The sequence below is a fragment of the Chryseobacterium hilariae genome, assembly GCF_051400735.1.
In the GTDB taxonomy this organism is placed as follows: domain Bacteria; phylum Bacteroidota; class Bacteroidia; order Flavobacteriales; family Weeksellaceae; genus Chryseobacterium.
This window is the reverse complement of record NZ_JBLFFJ010000009.1, coordinates 38,045-54,488: the sequence shown is the minus strand read 5'-3', so window position 1 is coordinate 54,488 and position 16,444 is coordinate 38,045. Positions and strand designations below refer to the sequence as shown.

General features: G+C 37.5%; 14 protein-coding genes. 4 read left to right on the top strand and 10 right to left on the bottom strand.

What is annotated here, in order from left to right; translation table 11 throughout:
* Positions 1 to 42 precede the first annotated feature (42 nt).
* The 5 genes from ACMGDK_RS19445 to ACMGDK_RS19425 all read right to left on the bottom strand — a co-directional run bounded on the left by ACMGDK_RS19445 (position 43) and on the right by ACMGDK_RS19425 (position 4,627).
* Complete coding sequence (locus tag ACMGDK_RS19445) at positions 43 to 1,629, bottom strand: DNA/RNA helicase domain-containing protein (RefSeq protein WP_436809465.1); 1,587 nt, start codon at positions 1,627 to 1,629, stop codon at positions 43 to 45.
* 8 nt (positions 1,630 to 1,637) lie between these two features.
* Positions 1,638 to 1,964: a nucleotide pyrophosphohydrolase gene (locus ACMGDK_RS19440; protein ID WP_436809464.1), complete on the bottom strand. Its 327-nt coding sequence runs from the start codon at positions 1,962 to 1,964 to the stop codon at positions 1,638 to 1,640.
* Between the two features lie 193 nt (positions 1,965 to 2,157).
* Positions 2,158 to 2,880 carry a siderophore-interacting protein gene (locus ACMGDK_RS19435; RefSeq protein ID WP_436809463.1) on the bottom strand — a complete coding sequence of 241 codons (723 nt, stop codon included), beginning with the start codon at positions 2,878 to 2,880 and terminating at the stop codon, positions 2,158 to 2,160.
* Between the two features lie 81 nt (positions 2,881 to 2,961).
* Entirely contained in the window at positions 2,962 to 3,834 is an 873-nt protein-coding gene (locus tag ACMGDK_RS19430) for a helix-turn-helix domain-containing protein (protein WP_436809462.1), read from the bottom strand.
* Between the two features lie 157 nt (positions 3,835 to 3,991).
* Entirely contained in the window at positions 3,992 to 4,627 is a 636-nt protein-coding gene (locus ACMGDK_RS19425) for a LysE family translocator (protein WP_436809461.1), read from the bottom strand.
* Between the two features lie 719 nt (positions 4,628 to 5,346).
* Between ACMGDK_RS19425 and ACMGDK_RS19420 the strand changes: the two genes are divergently transcribed.
* The 4 genes from ACMGDK_RS19420 (at position 5,347) to ACMGDK_RS19405 (ending at position 10,950) form a co-directional block, all read left to right on the top strand.
* On the top strand, positions 5,347 to 7,686 hold the full coding sequence (locus tag ACMGDK_RS19420) for a TonB-dependent receptor (RefSeq protein ID WP_436809460.1): 2,340 nt from the start codon (positions 5,347 to 5,349) through the stop codon (positions 7,684 to 7,686).
* 3 nt (positions 7,687 to 7,689) lie between these two features.
* Positions 7,690 to 8,505: a DUF4249 domain-containing protein gene (locus ACMGDK_RS19415; RefSeq protein WP_436809459.1), complete on the top strand. Its 816-nt coding sequence runs from the start codon at positions 7,690 to 7,692 to the stop codon at positions 8,503 to 8,505.
* A 409-nt stretch (positions 8,506 to 8,914) separates the two neighbouring features.
* Positions 8,915 to 9,574, top strand: a complete 660-nt coding sequence (locus tag ACMGDK_RS19410; RefSeq protein WP_436809458.1) for a hypothetical protein — start codon at positions 8,915 to 8,917, stop codon at positions 9,572 to 9,574.
* Positions 9,575 to 9,933: 359 nt separating this feature from the next.
* Positions 9,934 to 10,950 (top strand): chymotrypsin family serine protease, encoded by a 1,017-nt coding sequence (locus ACMGDK_RS19405; protein WP_436809457.1) that lies wholly within the window; start codon positions 9,934 to 9,936, stop codon positions 10,948 to 10,950.
* Between the two features lie 114 nt (positions 10,951 to 11,064).
* Here the strand turns inward: ACMGDK_RS19405 and tssD are convergent, their stop codons facing one another.
* The 5 genes from tssD to ACMGDK_RS19380 all read right to left on the bottom strand — a co-directional run bounded on the left by tssD (position 11,065) and on the right by ACMGDK_RS19380 (position 16,409).
* Positions 11,065 to 11,472 carry a type VI secretion system tube protein TssD gene (gene tssD, locus ACMGDK_RS19400; protein WP_436809456.1) on the bottom strand — a complete coding sequence of 136 codons (408 nt, stop codon included), beginning with the start codon at positions 11,470 to 11,472 and terminating at the stop codon, positions 11,065 to 11,067.
* A 365-nt stretch (positions 11,473 to 11,837) separates the two neighbouring features.
* A complete protein-coding gene (locus tag ACMGDK_RS19395; protein WP_436809455.1) occupies positions 11,838 to 12,980 on the bottom strand; it encodes a 1-acyl-sn-glycerol-3-phosphate acyltransferase in 1,143 nt (380 codons plus the stop codon).
* Positions 12,981 to 13,339: 359 nt separating this feature from the next.
* Entirely contained in the window at positions 13,340 to 13,885 is a 546-nt protein-coding gene (locus ACMGDK_RS19390) for a hypothetical protein (RefSeq protein WP_436809454.1), read from the bottom strand.
* Between the two features lie 262 nt (positions 13,886 to 14,147).
* On the bottom strand, positions 14,148 to 15,173 hold the full coding sequence (locus tag ACMGDK_RS19385; RefSeq protein WP_436809453.1) for a terpene synthase family protein: 1,026 nt from the start codon (positions 15,171 to 15,173) through the stop codon (positions 14,148 to 14,150).
* Positions 15,174 to 15,407: 234 nt separating this feature from the next.
* On the bottom strand, positions 15,408 to 16,409 hold the full coding sequence (locus ACMGDK_RS19380; RefSeq protein WP_436809452.1) for a terpene synthase family protein: 1,002 nt from the start codon (positions 16,407 to 16,409) through the stop codon (positions 15,408 to 15,410).
* Positions 16,410 to 16,444: the final 35 nt, after the last annotated feature.

Below are 16,444 nucleotides of genomic sequence, written 5' to 3'. Positions count from 1 at the left end.
TTTAAAAATTAATCTCTTATGAAACACTCCTTAAGTGAGAGCCTAAATCAGTACACTTTTTGCTGACGATTTACACTTAATAGAATTTTTACCATTTTTATCCTTATACCTATCTTTATATACTATAAACTTATTGTGTTCGAAATCATAATCTAATTCGGAACCGATGATTACCCCAGTATAATTCAAATCATAACCTTGTATTGTATGGATACATCCAACTTCATTGATTGCATTTTTTGAATTTACCCATTCCTTATCTTTACTATTCCATTTTAATTTATTTTCACCAATAATAATATCATATTGATCAGAATTATTTTTCGACACCCAACTCCAGGCAAATCCAGCAACTATTCTAGCTAAACCATGCTCATTATTTTTCTTTTTTATTCTGCTTATCATCTCCTCCAAGTTATCAAATATATAAAACTCGTAAGAGCTAATTTTATATTTCTCTGCAAGAAAAGTTGATGGTTCATCGAAAAGTTTATGAATAAATTTTATATATTTATTCCCGCCACGAACTCTAAGTTGACTTTTTAATCTTTCTGTTCGTGTAAAAGGAGCTTCTTCTAATTTTTTAAAACTTTCCCTCGGAATATCTGAGGGCTTTACAGATTGGTATTGGTCATAAAATATAATTGATTTCTTACTTTGCTTCTTTACCCAATCCAACTCTGATGAAGTATTTTTATCTAATCCGAGTCTCAAACAATTATCATCAAATCCACGATAATAAGAACCTAAATTAACTCTTCTTCTTAACCGGTGTCCTTCGTCTACAATTATAAGATCATATTCATTTTTTGACAATTCCGAAGGTCCTATCACCATTTTAGTAGACAGTCCATCTACACTTTTAAAAACATTTGAAATTGTCTTCCTAAATGAAGCCATTGGAATTACTAATGCTATTTTTAAATTCTTATAATTTTCTTTAACCTTTTCTAGTAGTGAGAATAGTTCTTTATCTTCTCCATCAAAGTCAGTATAATTAAAATCCTTAAGATCTGTTTTCAATAATTTAAAAAGAAAAATTGCCAATATAGATTTACCAGTTCCAGCGCCACCATGAATGAGACTAACTTCAGCATTCTCATCCAATAAACAATTTAAGATCATCTTCAGACCTTTTATTTGCTCTTTTGAAAGAGATTTATATGGTGAATATTTAAAAAGGTCAGAATTATTAATAACATTCAACTGTTGACGTGCTATTCCTCTATTAATAAGTTCACTCCAAATACTTTTAAATAATTCCCAATACACTTTTTTTTCATGATATTGATGATCTGTGATCCCCAGATTGCCATTCTTCAAAATATACTTTCCGTCTGCAGATATATACTTAATAAGATTAGCCTCAAGATCTAGTGTAGCAGATTTATGAAATAACTCGCTTAAAATAAGATTTATTGATGACAGATTTTTTTTATCCTCAGATTTTAGATGGGTATTTATCCTGGTCAGCACATCGGTTGTTTCACCTATATATACAGATTTTTCATGTTCATTTTTCAAAAGATAAACTATAGGCCAGGATAAATAATCTCTGTGATTATTATTTATTTTATCTCCTGCGAAATAATCAAAGTTATACTCTTCAGTAATTATAAAATTATTCATTTCCAAAATTACAGTTCATCATATTTATCAGCTCTTCCTTTTGCTTTATTTACAGGATATTTCTCATCATTCTTGTGAAGTTTTTTTAAAATAACAGAGTTTATATCAATATTATTTTTATGCGCAAGGAGAAGGCCATACATAAATACATCTGCTAGTTCCTCTTCCAGCTTATCTTTACTAAAATCTTCATCTTTTTTCCATAAAAATATTTCCAAAAGCTCAGAAGCCTCAATTGATAAGGCCAATGCCAAATCTTTTGAATTATGAAATTGCTCCCAATCGCGATCATCTCGAAATTTTAAAAGTTTTTGCAAAGTTTCAGTATCTATCATACATGTTGATTTAAGCCTGAGTTTCATTTTTACTATAAAAGTAATAAATCTACCAATAAAATCCTCTAAGAAAAATGGTTTCAATAAAAAATAATATATAATTACTCTAGAGATCAATGACACAGTAATTTTATCTCTGCTTAGTGTTTCTATCTTATAGAATGAACCCTAATTGAATGGCAAAATCATTCCATTACAACCCCCTCTTCCCCTCCATCCAATACGCCTGCGACCTGATACACTTCCCATCCACTCCTTTCGCCTTAAGAAACTTCCGGATGACAGACATGGTATTTCCGTTTCCTGTCAGATAAAAAACCGCTTCGTTATTGTAAACGGCTTGTTTTTCTTCTTTTAAAAAATCGTTTAAAGCTTCCATCATGTTCTGGATGTCGTTTTTAGGAGCATGATAGCCGTACAGTTCCAGTTTTTTCAACACCGAAGAATTTTCCAGTTCATGAAGGCATACAAATGCACCGCCGATCTCTTCCGATGCTTCCTTGATGGACAGAGAGCTTCCCAGCGAAGTTGCATCCCCTATGGAAAAATGGATTTCTGCATTGGGTTCAAAAAAACGTTTCCCTCTTGGCATCAGGATTTTTGTAGTTTCGCCTACTGAAAGACGGCTTGCAAAACGGCTTCCTACAGAATCCGTATCGTGAAGATGAAAGATCACATCGAAAGTTCCTTCGTTCTTATTAAAACTGAAGGGTGAATAATTTCGGTAATCCCTTTCGTTGACTCTTATTCCTATAGCATAAGCCGGTTCAAAAGGGACATCTTCCAGACCGGAAGCAAAACGGATGAGACGAAGATCTTTTGAAACAGCTTCTGTATGGATAACGGTGCATTCTTTAAATTTTGAGGACATGACATTTTCTAATGTATCATTCATCCATTTTGGTAGGCTTGGCATAAATAATTTTAATGCAAAGGAAGCTTCAAAATGAATGCAGACCGATAGCCGTATCAGGGTATTAGTTGGACAATTCGTGGGTTACTTCCTGTTCCGGTATTTGTCCCGGAATTCTGTCGGCGGGCAGCCTTCAACTTTAGAAAATAAGCGGGAAAAGTAGGCATGATCGCTGTAGCCCAGCTCATACGCAATTTCTTTTACACTAAGTTGAGTGAAGGATAAAAGTCTTTTGGCTTCTATCAAAACTTCCTGATGGATCCAGTGCTGGGCAGATTTACCCGTTACCTCACGAATAACCTCAGTCAGATAGCCGGGTGAAATATTCAAAAGCCCGGCATAGACTGATGGACTTTTCAGGGTTTTAAATTCTTTTCTTACCAGAATCCTGAACTTTCTGGTCAATTGAACGGCACGGCTTTCACTGGATGTTCCCGCATGATTTCCCCCTAAAAATATAAGGACATACAAGCCTGTAAAAGCACTGATTAATGACTGAACCACAAGAAATCCTTCTTTAGTAGCCAGCATTTCTTCCGTACAGGACATCTGAAGCATCCCGGCACAGGCATTGAGCTTTTCAACCCAGCTATCATCAGCAGGTACCGGCTGTACATCTACTAAAGTTTCTTCAAAAACCGATCTTGCAGCATCGGGTAACAGATCTGCTTTCACGGCAATAAACCATCCGGTGACCTTTTCCATTAAAATTCCCTGATGAACCTGTCCCGGCAGCAAAAAGAAAACAGCAGAATCCCGGGCTTCTATCATCTTAAAATCGACCATCATCCTGGCTCTTCCACTTTCCAGAAACGTAAAAATATAATGGCTGTCCCGGTGAATACCTTTATCGAAAAGATTGTCTTCCGTACTCATGGTCCTCTTTTCAATCCTTTCGATCAGAATACCATGCTGCGTAATGCTGTTTAAATCGTAGGTGGGAATGGACTGCTTCATTGAAAAATAGCTAATGATGAGAAATTATTCTGATTTATTTAAGCTTAAAGCATTATTTATCGCAAAGATAAACAAAGAAACATTTCTCTCTGTCTGTTTTAGGATAACAAAGGTATTTCATTCAGCAAAGTAAGACCATTCTATTTTATAATTCAGTTTATCTGGCTTTTGACAAGGCCATTTTTATAGCTAAATAAGTAAGTACACCCGCCATAAACCATTTCTGAATCTTCACCCAAAATGGATTATCGGAGAAAAATGCAGCCACCCTCGCAGCTGTAAGTACAATGATAAAATTAACGCTGAAGCTTACAAAAACCTGGACAATTCCCAGTTCAAAGCTTTGCAATAAAACAGAACCGTATTCAGGTTTAATAAATTGCGGGAAAAAAGACAGGTAAAATACGGCAACTTTCGGATTAAGTGCACTTGTGAGAAAGCCAACGGTAAAAAGCTTTTTGGAACCATCATGCGGGCTGTTTTTATCTACTTCAAATATATTTTTACTCTTTGGTTTTATTGCCTGGTACGCTAAATACAGAAGATAAACGGTTCCAAGTGTTTTCAGAACGGTATAAGCAACAGGAACTGCCAGTAATACCGCTGTAAGCCCGAATGATACCATGACAATATGAAACATAAAACCACATACTACTCCTGCCAGAGAAATCAGTCCGGATTTTTTTCCCTGTGTAATTGATTTTGAAATGAGGTAAATCATATTCGGGCCTGGACTTATCACTAAAACAAGGGCAGCCAGAACAAAGAATAAAAGTTCGTGAAGTGGAATCATTTTTTATGCAGTTTTATTTAACCTGAATTCGGGATAAGGATTAAATTTTAAACACAAAGATAAACAAAGCCGTTTCACTTATTGTAAGTAATACAGGGAAATGTATGGCCTTACTTTGCTGAATGAAATGCTTTTGTTTGCCTTTGCAATAAAAATACAATTGTTCAGGTATTTTCTTACTTCGAACGGATACGGAGAATAACCGAACAGATATATTGATTTCATTCACAGTCTGTTTAAGTGATACTCATTTTTTATCCTGCAATGATCATTTAACATTAAGATGACAATAAAATATAAGCCTGGTCGTGGTATTTTGCTATTTTTGTATTCCCGGAAGAGGGATTTTCTACCTTTTTCAGGATAACCACAACAAAAACTATGAACCGAAATCAAATGCTGCCTGTTGACTATGCAGGAAAAAAGACAATAAAGAGATCAATTCAGTCTCAAAAATGCCCCTCACATCTCTTCAAAATATTCAGGAAACAATCTACTGTAAAGATTGAGAAATTTTTATTCAGAATTTAGAAATGGTAGAATATTTTTTTTCAATTTCAGTAATATAGATTAAATTTTTACGTTTGACAGTAAACTATGAACCATTTTACCTAACATTAAAAGTTTCATCCATCTAATTCCTTTTCTGCAATAATTTAAAATCAATTACTTAAACGTACTATTTGACAGGATTTCTACTACATTAAAATTTAAACTCAATGCAAAAATTGTTTTTTAAAACTGCCGTCACCGCTGCTGTAGTCTGTTTCAGCTCCATGGCGCTGGCACAGCAGAAATACTCAGTAAGCGGTACTGTGAAAGATCACAAGAACGGAGAGCTGCTGATCGGGGTTATTGTAAAAGTAAGTGAAGATCCGTCTGTTTCTGTGGTTGCCAATGAATATGGCTTTTATTCACTGTCTCTTCCTGAAGGAAGTTATACGCTGATCGTTTCCTATCCGGGTTACCGTGATTTTGAACTGCCTGTAAAGGTTGAGCAGAACACAAAACTGGATCTGCCACTCGACCAGGAAGAAAAAGGAGATGAAAAAGTGGGAAAAATTGATGAAGTCGTTATTTCAGGGATTAAAAAGGATAAGAATCTTACTTCTGCCCAGATGGGAACTGAAACTTTAAGCATTAAAAATATAGAAAAGCTGCCGGTTTTATTTGGAGAGAAAGATGTCATGAAAACAATACAGCTTTTACCGGGAATTAAAAGCAACGGTGAAGGAAGCAGCGGATTCAGCGTAAGAGGTGGTGCTACGGATCAGAACCTGATCTTACTGGATGAAGCGCCTGTTTATAATGCGTCGCACTTATTAGGTTTCTTCAGCACCTTCAACAGTGATGCCCTGAAAGATGCCAGCATTATCAAAGGAAACAGCCCGGCTCAATACGGAGGCCGTCTTTCTTCCGTAATGGATGTTAAGATGAAGGACGGAAATAATAAAGACTATAATGTAAATGGAGGAATCGGGCTGATCAGCAGCAGATTGAGTGTAGAAGGCCCTATTCAGAAGGAAAAATCTTCATTCATCGTTTCCGGAAGAAGAACCTATGCCGACCTGTTTCTTAAGACGAGTGACGATTATAAGGACAGTAAGCTTTATTTCTACGATTTGAATTTGAAAGCCAATTATCAGATTAATGAGAACAACCGTCTTTATTTATCCGGATATTTCGGAAGAGATGTCCTGGGATTGGGCGATACATTCTCAACAGACTGGGGAAATACAACGGCAACGCTCCGTTGGAACAGCATCATCAGCAGTAAGCTGTTTTCCAATACTTCATTAATTTACAGCAATTACAATTATAAAATCAGCCTGAAAAGCAATGATAATACGTTTGGCCTGGATTCCCAGATCGAAGATTGGAACCTTAAGCAGGATTTCACGTGGTTTGCCGGTAATAAGCATTCGGTACGTTTCGGACTTCAGTCTATTCACCATACCATCACACCAAGCAGTGCTTCCGGTACGAGTGTAAGCAGCTTTCCGAGAAATCCTAGAAAATCATGGGAAAATGCAGTGTATATCAATGATGATTTTAAAGCCTCAGATAAATTGACTGTGAATTATGGTCTAAGACTCTCTACCTTCAGTATTTTGGGTGGTGACACCTATAATACTTATGATAATGGAGTGATTACAGACACCAGATTTCTGGAAAAGGGTAAATTCGGAAAGACCTACTTTAATCTTGAGCCGAGAATTACCGCCAATTATCGGATCAATGAGGTAAGCAGCATTAAGGCAGGATATTCCCGTAACACACAGAACCTGCATCTTCTGAGCAACAGCAGCAGCGGAAATCCTACAGACCAGTGGATCGGGAGCAGCTACAGCGTAAAGCCGGAAATAGCCGATCAGATCAGCGCAGGGTACAGCAGAAATTTCAATAACAACAATTATGAACTGAATGCTGAGATCTATTATAAATCCATGCAAAACCAGATCGACTTTAAAAACGGTGCGCAGATCACCTTTGATACGGCAGCTGATGTAGAAAGCGAATTGCTGTATGGTAAAGGAAGAGCCTATGGACTGGAACTGATCGCCAAGAAGAAAAGCGGAAGATTGACAGGATGGATTTCTTACACGTTGTCTAAAACAGAAAGAAAAATAAACGGAATCAATGATAATGACTGGTATAATGCCAGAATGGACAAAACCCATGATCTATCAATTGTAGCCACTTATGAACTGAATAAAAAATGGTCTCTATCCGGATTATTCCTTTACAGTACAGGGAATGCCGTTACCTTTCCTACTGCCAAATATGAGCTGAACGGGCAGACTATTTTTCAGTACAGCAGCAGAAATGCAGACCGTATGCCTGCTTACCACAGAATGGATTTGAGCGCTACCTATGAACCGGAATCTACCAAGCGTTTCAAAGGATCATGGTCATTCGGTATTTATAATCTCTACGGCCGTGAAAATGCATACACGATTACGTTTGAGGACAATCCGAACAACCCGGGAACAACCCGCGCTATGCAGACTTCCCTTTTCCGTTGGGTACCCAATATCACTTATAATTTTAAATTTTAGATCATGAAGAATATCATTTTTATCATATTATCGCTGTTTTTATTAACTTCCTGCGAGAAGGAGATCGATCTTGATCTGGATGACAAGAGCGGAAACATCGTCATAGAAGGCAATATAACAAATCAGCCGGGACCATATATTGTAAGAATCACAAAATCTGTAGCTTTTACACAAAACAATCAATATCCTGCGGTTACCGATGCACAGGTTGTTGTAACTGATAATACAGGCCAGACAGAAACTTTACAGTATGTAGGGGACGGGAAATATATGACCACAGCTTTTACCGGAGTGACCGGGAGAACTTATACCCTGAAAATACAGGCTGAAGGGAAACAGTATACAGCTCAAAGTACAATGCCCGAAGTTGTCAGCTTTGATGGTCTGACGCAGGATTCGTTTACGTTCGGAAGTGAAACCACCTATACGCTTTTACCTGTTTTTACTGATCCTGCGGTATTGGGAAACCGTTACCTTTTCAATTTTACGATCAATAACATGACGAAAAAGACGTTTGAGGTATTTTCAGATAATGTGAATAACGGAATGGTCAACCAAAGACCTTTATTTCTCCCGAATGAGGACAAAGATGATGATCCCAGCGACCACCAGGTAGTACCCGGAGATACCGTTTATGTAGAAATGCAGTCCATTGATCACAATATATTCACCTATTATTCTGCTCTTCTGCAGATTTCAGGGGACGGCGGGCCTGGCGGAGGCGTTACCCCTTCAAATCCCCCAAGTAATATTAACAATGGGGCTTTGGGCTATTTCTCAGCACATACGGTACAGAAAAAAAGTATTGTCATTCAATAAATTATAATCATCAAGCTATATAAAGGCTACTCCTAATGATTGGAGTAGCCTTTTTGTGACTACACCTACAAAATTTGATAAACGCAAGGATAGACAATGATTTTGTAAGCATCCTGTTGATTTTTAGTAAACAAAGCCGTTTCACTTATAAAAGCAATACAGTGAAATATATTGTCTTACTATATTTCCATTGGGTACCATAAAATTGGTTTCATATACTTTATCAGAATTCATGTTTACAGAATTAGTAAAAAATTCACAAATAACTAATAAACAAATCATTACTCTCAATAAGTATTTCTACTGAAGATAATATTTGGTTATTTACACTCTAAAATCCGTTTCTTTTTCTTCGTTCCTTTGAGTTGTTCAATAAGTAATACAAACACCAACCAAAAAAACAAAATCAATGGAAACAATTCAAATTACACAGACCGAAGTGGGTTTCAAAGATCCGTTCGAACGCGTTATTTCAACTTCAAAAGCAGGAGGAGAATCCAAAGAGTCTTATTCTATCGAAGTAGCAGGGGAAGGACAGCTTACAGGGCTTTCTTATACTGTACCGCCATTCACTCAGGGAAGAATCACAGCTTCTCTTCAGGTATCTGCCATGTCCAGCCAGGATGTGAAAAACCTGAATGACCTGGCCATGAGCATGCTGAGTGCCAGCTACAAAGAAGAAGTTAAAGAGTACGAAAAAACATCGGCAAGTGCCAATTTATCCGTCTGGACTTGGTTCTTCGGTGGCGGTGGCGCTTCTGCTTCTTATGAAAAAACAAAAGAATCTATGAAATCCAAAGGGCTTACGGAAGCTCAAATCACTACATTAATGGATGCTTTTCTTGAAAAGGCAAAGCAGATGTCTACTGTAAATATTGACTTTTATGTGAATAATTCGGCCAATGACTTTGCTGTTTCTGGTGACCTGTATCTGTATACGGTTTCAGGAACAATTAAGACTGAAAAAGGAACAGCACAATACCGTATGTTGGCTGATCAGGCTTCTGCAGGCGGACCTCCTCCTTCTGGTGGTGGTGCTCCTTCTTCGGGAACCATTAAACTGAACTAACACTACATTTTAGTGAAGATGATTAAAATTCGGAACGGTGATGCCGTTCCGAATTTTATACAATGACTATTTAACTGAATTCGGATAAGAAAATACTGAAAACAATTATATTCTTATTTCAAAGGCAAGCAAAGTAGATTTTTTGGCATGTTAATAAGGAAAACAAGAGTATTTCATTCAGCAGAGTAAGACTATATATTTCCCTGTATTGTTACCAATAAGTGAAACGGCTTTGTTTAACTTAAAAATCAACAGAATGCTTTTTAAAGCTTTGCTTATCCTTGCGTTTAATTTAATCCCTATCCCGAATTCAGGTTATTTATCTCTTTTATTTATCAATCCAATAAAACCATCAGATCATGAAACTAAGTAAAGAAGAACTGGCCCTGCACGATGAAATGGCCAAAAGACTGCCTGAACTCGTTGAAGAGTATTTTAAAAGACCCGAGATCACTTCTTTAGGTGTCTCTCTGAAAACAGTAAATGATAAACTGATCCCAAGCCTTAGTTATACTTTTGGGGTGAGAAAGAAACTGCCCTTAGCCCAGGTGAGCAATCCAATTCCGGCTGTCCTTTTTGGCTATCCTACAGATGTTGTGGAATTTGAAATTCAGCCTAACAATTTAGCGGCTCCGGATTCAGTTTTGACAGCAAGAAACGAAAAAACAGATCCGCTGATCGGCGGGGTAAGCATTTCAGCTAACGGGGAACTGATGCAGAACGGAAGGGAAGTCGCCGGAAACGGAACGTTAGGCGTCATGGTAAATAAAGCAGGAGACGACAACCCTTATTTGATAACGTGTGCCCATGTACTGGCAGGAACGACTACAGAACTGGATTCGGATGTGTGTCAGCAGTCTAAATGGGAAACAACCCTGAATTACTGTCACGACTGTGCATCCCTGAAGAGTTATTACCATGAAAATGTTACATTTAAACGTAATTCAGCAACTATCAGTGCATGGCTGGACTGTGCTATTGCAAGAAAGGGATGGTTCAGATACGCCACAATAGGAAAAGTATACGGTGTAGGAAATATCATCGGGGGATTTTATGATATCAACCCTAAACTTATTGGTGAGGAAGTGATGAAAAGCGGTATCGCAACTGAAGTAACCGCGGGGGAAGTAACAAGTATTACCACTTCGCTGAAAGCCAGAAACTTTAACGGTACAGAAGTGACAGCCAACAATATGATTATGGTAAAGGGTAACTCGGGATCTTTTTCTGCTTCAGGAGATTCAGGGTCTGCCGTTTTTACAACTAATGGTTCCCTGATGATTGGTGTGCTTACGGGCGCTGGGCTTACCAGCGGCTTAACTTCCGTTTCTGCGGCTGATGCTATTTTAAGCCAGTGGTCGGATTTGAGTTTTTAAATTCAAAAAAAAATCAGCCACAAACTTTTATTACAAACAAAAAAGACAGAATGGTATCCTAATTTTGTAGGTAACCATTCTGTCTGATTTTTTAAGTTCAAAGAAATTATATTCTTAAGAAGTAGGCCATTCTGCTTTGTAAGAAGAATTACCTAAGTCAATCTGCTCTGCACTTACGATGAAGCTGATGTACATACTGTTTTCATCTACTGCATTGAAATCTACTTCGTGCTGAATTACATATCCGTTCTCCCATTTCAGAGTAGTTAGTGTTCCTTCTTCATGAGATTTGTTGAACGTTACTTCTCCGCTTGTAGGCTTGTATTTTCCGTTCAGAAGACTTTCCAGAATATCAGATTTTTCTGTAGCTTCCACTGTGATTTTGATAAGCGCATTAGACGGGTCTGATGCCACTCTTCCTGATACGTCCGTAGAACGTGATACACTGTAGTGAAGTTTTAGCAGTTTCTGCCCTTCTCCACCATTAAATTTTAAGATTCCTCTTGAATTTCTTTCTGCCATGATTTGTAAATTAATGGTTAATATTTTGTGATCTGATGTTATTCTAATTCACCAAATATAGAAGTAGTTACGCTATAAAAAGGACATTTTATGATTTATCTGAAAAAGTGTAGTAGTAGTACGACTAACAATTGTTAGGTTTTTTATTGGTTATAACTCAAATATTTACGGTTTTAAAGGAATAGTTTCCTAATGATAGAAGTTATTAATTTTGGCGGTTCGCATCACAATTAATAGATCTACAATGTATTGCAGCCGATTATGATTGGCTAAAAGTACTACTAATTTTACTATAAGCAGTAAAAATCCATCCGGTCTTCTGGCTGAAAATCAGAGAATCTGGTTTTATAACGTTATTATAAAAATTATTCTGAAAGTTTCTGCTCGGACCTGATTTTATTCACCAAAGGATTCGCATACATGGTAAGAAAAAACTCTTTGGAAATGGCATCAGAAGGGTCTATACGCATTTCAAGTCTGCGCACAAACAGCTGTTTTTCCTGTTCTGTATATTGATCAGCATACGTATCGGTATTGTGAAGCAGGTCGTAAGCTATAAATTTGGTTGGCCAAAGCTTATAGTTCTGAATGATTGAATCATCAATGATCTGCGCAATTGCCTGCAGCTGCTTATTTTTATTTTCAGAACTGGCTGCAATATCATCCAGCTCCGTATCAAGAACGTTGCCTGCGTGCAGATGAATCCGTTTTTTCTGCCCTAAAACTCCACTGAGCATGGTCATAAAATCCTCATCTTTACCTTTAACGTACTCCTCATCTCTGTGCTTGGCCAAAAGCTGCGGCATTTTTAAGGAATCTGTAGGATCATATTCGTAGGAAATAGATACGGGAACGATTTTCAGTGTTTTAAAATAATCTGCCAACGGCATATTTTCTGCAGCCATGGCAAGCATTTTCAAAACGCCCTGCTGGGTAACATCGTTTCCGTCTTTTGTACGTCCTTCGCGCTGGGCAATCCAGACAGAACGGTTTTCTTTATGTAAAAGTTCCTTAATATATTCAGACATGATTTGGGAACTCTTCAGCTGCTCACGAAGCGGCAGCCCTCTCTGAACTAAAAAATTACGGTTCAGCCTTGCCAGGTCATGTAAAAAAGTTTTCTGCACAAGATTGTCGCCAATCGCTGAAGCTGTCATGATAAGGCCTTTTTCCAAAAGAACCAGGTTGATCAGTGAGGTATCTAAAACAATATCCCTGTGGTTCGAAATGAAAAGATACGGCGTCTGCTTATCCAGCTTATCGAATCCCGAAGTGGTAAGACCCTCAGAACTTTTCGCAAGAATCTGGCGAATGGTATGGGCAATAAAATTGTGCTGAAAATCACTTACAGAGTGGATATTTTTAAACTCTTCCCTCCAGATTTTTTTATCTGTATCAGGAAAAGTAAAACCCATCAGCGCGTTCATCATCGGATCACGGGCTATTCCAAGTAATGCTTCATTCACTTCACTGTCATCAAAAAACCGGATCTCATCGAACTTCGACATGCAATTATGTTAAAATTAAACTTTTTGCAAAAGAACAAAAATTTATCGAGGGTACGTTACAATGTTTGTTAAAGTATTATGATTTACGTTTAAGTTTAAAGAAATGCCCCATTCTGATCGTGATAGTCCGTTTTATCGGCCTAGGAAGCTGTAGCGTTAAAAAAAATAAAAATTGATCCGTTAAAAAATTCCCACTGTTTGAGTGCGGACAGAACATTGAACCGAAGAAGAAACATTCAATCCGCACGAGTTTTGGGAATTTTAGGAGCAAATTTTATTTTTTAGCGAAAGATTCCAAGCCTTGAATTTTTGGTTCATTTTGTTTCAAGACAAAAGAACAATTGATAAAAAATAATCAATTATTTTACTTTTTCTAGCAAATACAGCTTAGCTCCGGAAAAAGCCAGTTTAGGCATTAGATTTCCTTCCAGCACCATGGTTTTGTTGTTGACGTCAATTACTGAAATATAGTTATTGGAATTGTATTCTATATAATTTTCCTTTTCTTTGGTTAAAGGATTTTTTCCGAATTCCATAGAATATTTCACCCAATCTTCTTCTCCGGAGCTGCAGTGTACCGGTTTGAATTTGGATTTTTTAGCCTTAAAAATAATCTGATCAAAACTATCCGTACAATCTGATGTAAATGAGCTTTCCGGATTCTGATCTTTTGAAAAGTCTTCAAAAGAGCCTTTATAAACGCCTACTATTTTCCAGGTCCCGTCCAGACGGTCTCCATCTATTTTTCCTTTGGCTTTGCTTACCGCCCAGCTGATGCCGTTTACGGTTCCTTTTACAGCTTTGTAGCCTATGGTCACAGCTCCTGTCACTACTTTTGCAGCGGTTCTTACAACGCAGGAGTTTAGCACAAATACGGCTGAGACCATGAATATTATTTTTTTCATATCATCAAGTTGATTAAGAGTACGAAGATAAGATTTTAAAAATATGTTTATTTCGTAATGTAGATTTTAGCTTTAATGATCTACTGCTTGAAAAAAGTATATTTTTTCAAAATAAAAAAACAGCAAAAAATTTCATCTTTGCTGTTTTGTATTCTAAATTTTTAAAGCTTAATATTTAATGAATACCATCCTTATCCTGATGTACTGCGGCACGATAAATCCTTTAGGTTCATAGCTGAATTATAGGATAATACGTCCTAAACTAATCCTGGCGAATGTATTTTACGTCAAAATCTAACGGTTTCTCACCTTGTACACCGTATTTGGGAGTAATAAAACCTTCGGGCTCATAACGTTTTGTACCGGATATGTAATACCATTCATTAAGACAGGTTACCATCAGCTTGGTATGATATACATAATTCTCGGCTTCTTTTTGATAAGCGCCGAAATCGGGCAGACATTGGGAAATCTCCTGCAGCTCAGCTACAAAGTCGTCATGAAGCCTCATGGCCTTAGCCAAAGCTTCTTTGAAAGAAAGGTGCTCGGCATGATGAAATAAAAGTATAACGTTAAAATTGTCACTTTCACTTGCCATTTCTTTTCTTATAGAAGCAAAGTCGTTTTGTATCGCTATAATAATGGCATGGAGGAACAGTACCCTCTGAATTGCCGGATGTTGATAAATGTGTTCCGGAAGTGCAAATCCCACTGCGGGATCAATCATATTACCGTAGGCTATCTGACCTATTGAACGGCTCCTGATTAATAAGAAACGAGCCAGTGTGGGATAGGTTTTACTGATTTTAAAACGGGATTCTTCCATAATTCCATACGTTATAAATTCCCAGAAGCTTTTTGCCATTCTTTCTATCCAAAATTGAGGCATACCATTAGCAATCCATTCTTTTCTGGCCTGTTCCATCTGTCTGAATATACCGATTTCATCAGGACGGGCACTTTCTCCTGTCATTACTTCAAAAGCACGGTCTCTAAGCACTTCAATTTCTTCCAGCGGCATAATTTCTACGTAATCATCAAAGCACGTTTCATACAACAGAAACCGGCATATAGGCTTAAGCATATCTGCATTACTAGTGGTGGGTGACATGTAAGCGGATACCTTTACTAAATTTTGGTTAATATATCTTCTCATGCTCTCTGGTCCCAAATAAGCATAATCTTCTTCTATCCATTGTTTTTCTATCTCATCAAAAGCAAACATCAGAGGACTTGGGATATATGCCCAGGGATATTTAGGAATTGGGATTTGAAGTTCTTCTTTCATAAATTTAATTTTTATTTGTAGATTTTTTGATGTTACATCTGTTTGAATTTTTCTTTCAGATCTCTTACTTATAAAAAGTTCACTGCATTGTAGCGGTAGGAAATTCGATATATGATACTTATGCTATCCTAGCAAATGTGCATTTTTATTAAGTTTAAAAACATTTCCTCTTCCTTTCCATATCGGTTGCACCGGAATTATAATACCAATTCGGACCGCTTGCTATCAATTTAATTAAATGGCTTTCACATCATTACTAATTTCCGGCCAGGCAAAACCTACTCCTCCATGCTGGTATCTTTCAGTTTCCAGATAAAAAGAATTCACTCCCTGAAGTCCAACTCCTGCATAATAAACAAACTTGTCTATGTGCTCCTGATATTCACCGAACTCTCGATACTCAGCGTGTAAGGCAAGTACTTGGGCCAATTCCTCATTATGGATACGAAATGCCTCTGAGCAGGCATCCTCCAGTGAAAGATTATATTCCTGCTGCAATACAAAAACCAGGTTAAAAACTTCTGTACCCTTCGCCATTTCTTTTGGCAGCGAGTGAATGTCATTTTGCCATGCAACCACCAGGGTCATATGAGATATCATTTTCTGAACAACAATGTGCTCAAAAATATGTTCGGGAAGAACAAGACCTGATTCAATCTCGCCTAAGATGAGATAGGGGCGCATAAGAACGGAGTATTCGCGAATGGTTTTGAAAAGCGTGAGCGACGGTGGACGCTGTGCTATTTTATAAGGATATTCCAGTTCAATCCCATATCTGAAGGACTGATAAAAATAGTAAATAAAACGCTCAACCCATATATCAGGCATCAAAGCGCGGAATTCATCCCTTATTAACGCCATATGTTGATAGAGAGCATTTTCTTCCTCCTTTGGTTGGGCACCTTTGAGAATTTCTACACAACGAATCCGTAACTGTTGGATTTCCTCCAGGGACGAATGTTCTACCTGATCATCAAGAGCCACGTACTGAAGCATAAACCTGTTGCAAGGAATACTCTGTTCATAGGTTAAGTCCGGCCACATACGCGCGGTGCACATGTACAGTCTCATTTTTTTGTATGTTGTGCGTTGCTTTTCGGTCAGGAAAGTGTAGTCATTGTCAATCCATCCGTCCATATCTTTACCCATCTGTTCTGCATTTGGATTGATAAGGTCGGGCCAGGGATAATGGCCGCGTGGCAGATAATCTTTTGAATTATATTCTTCCGGTTTCATTTTGTTTTAAGTTTGTAGATTATAGAATAGTTATA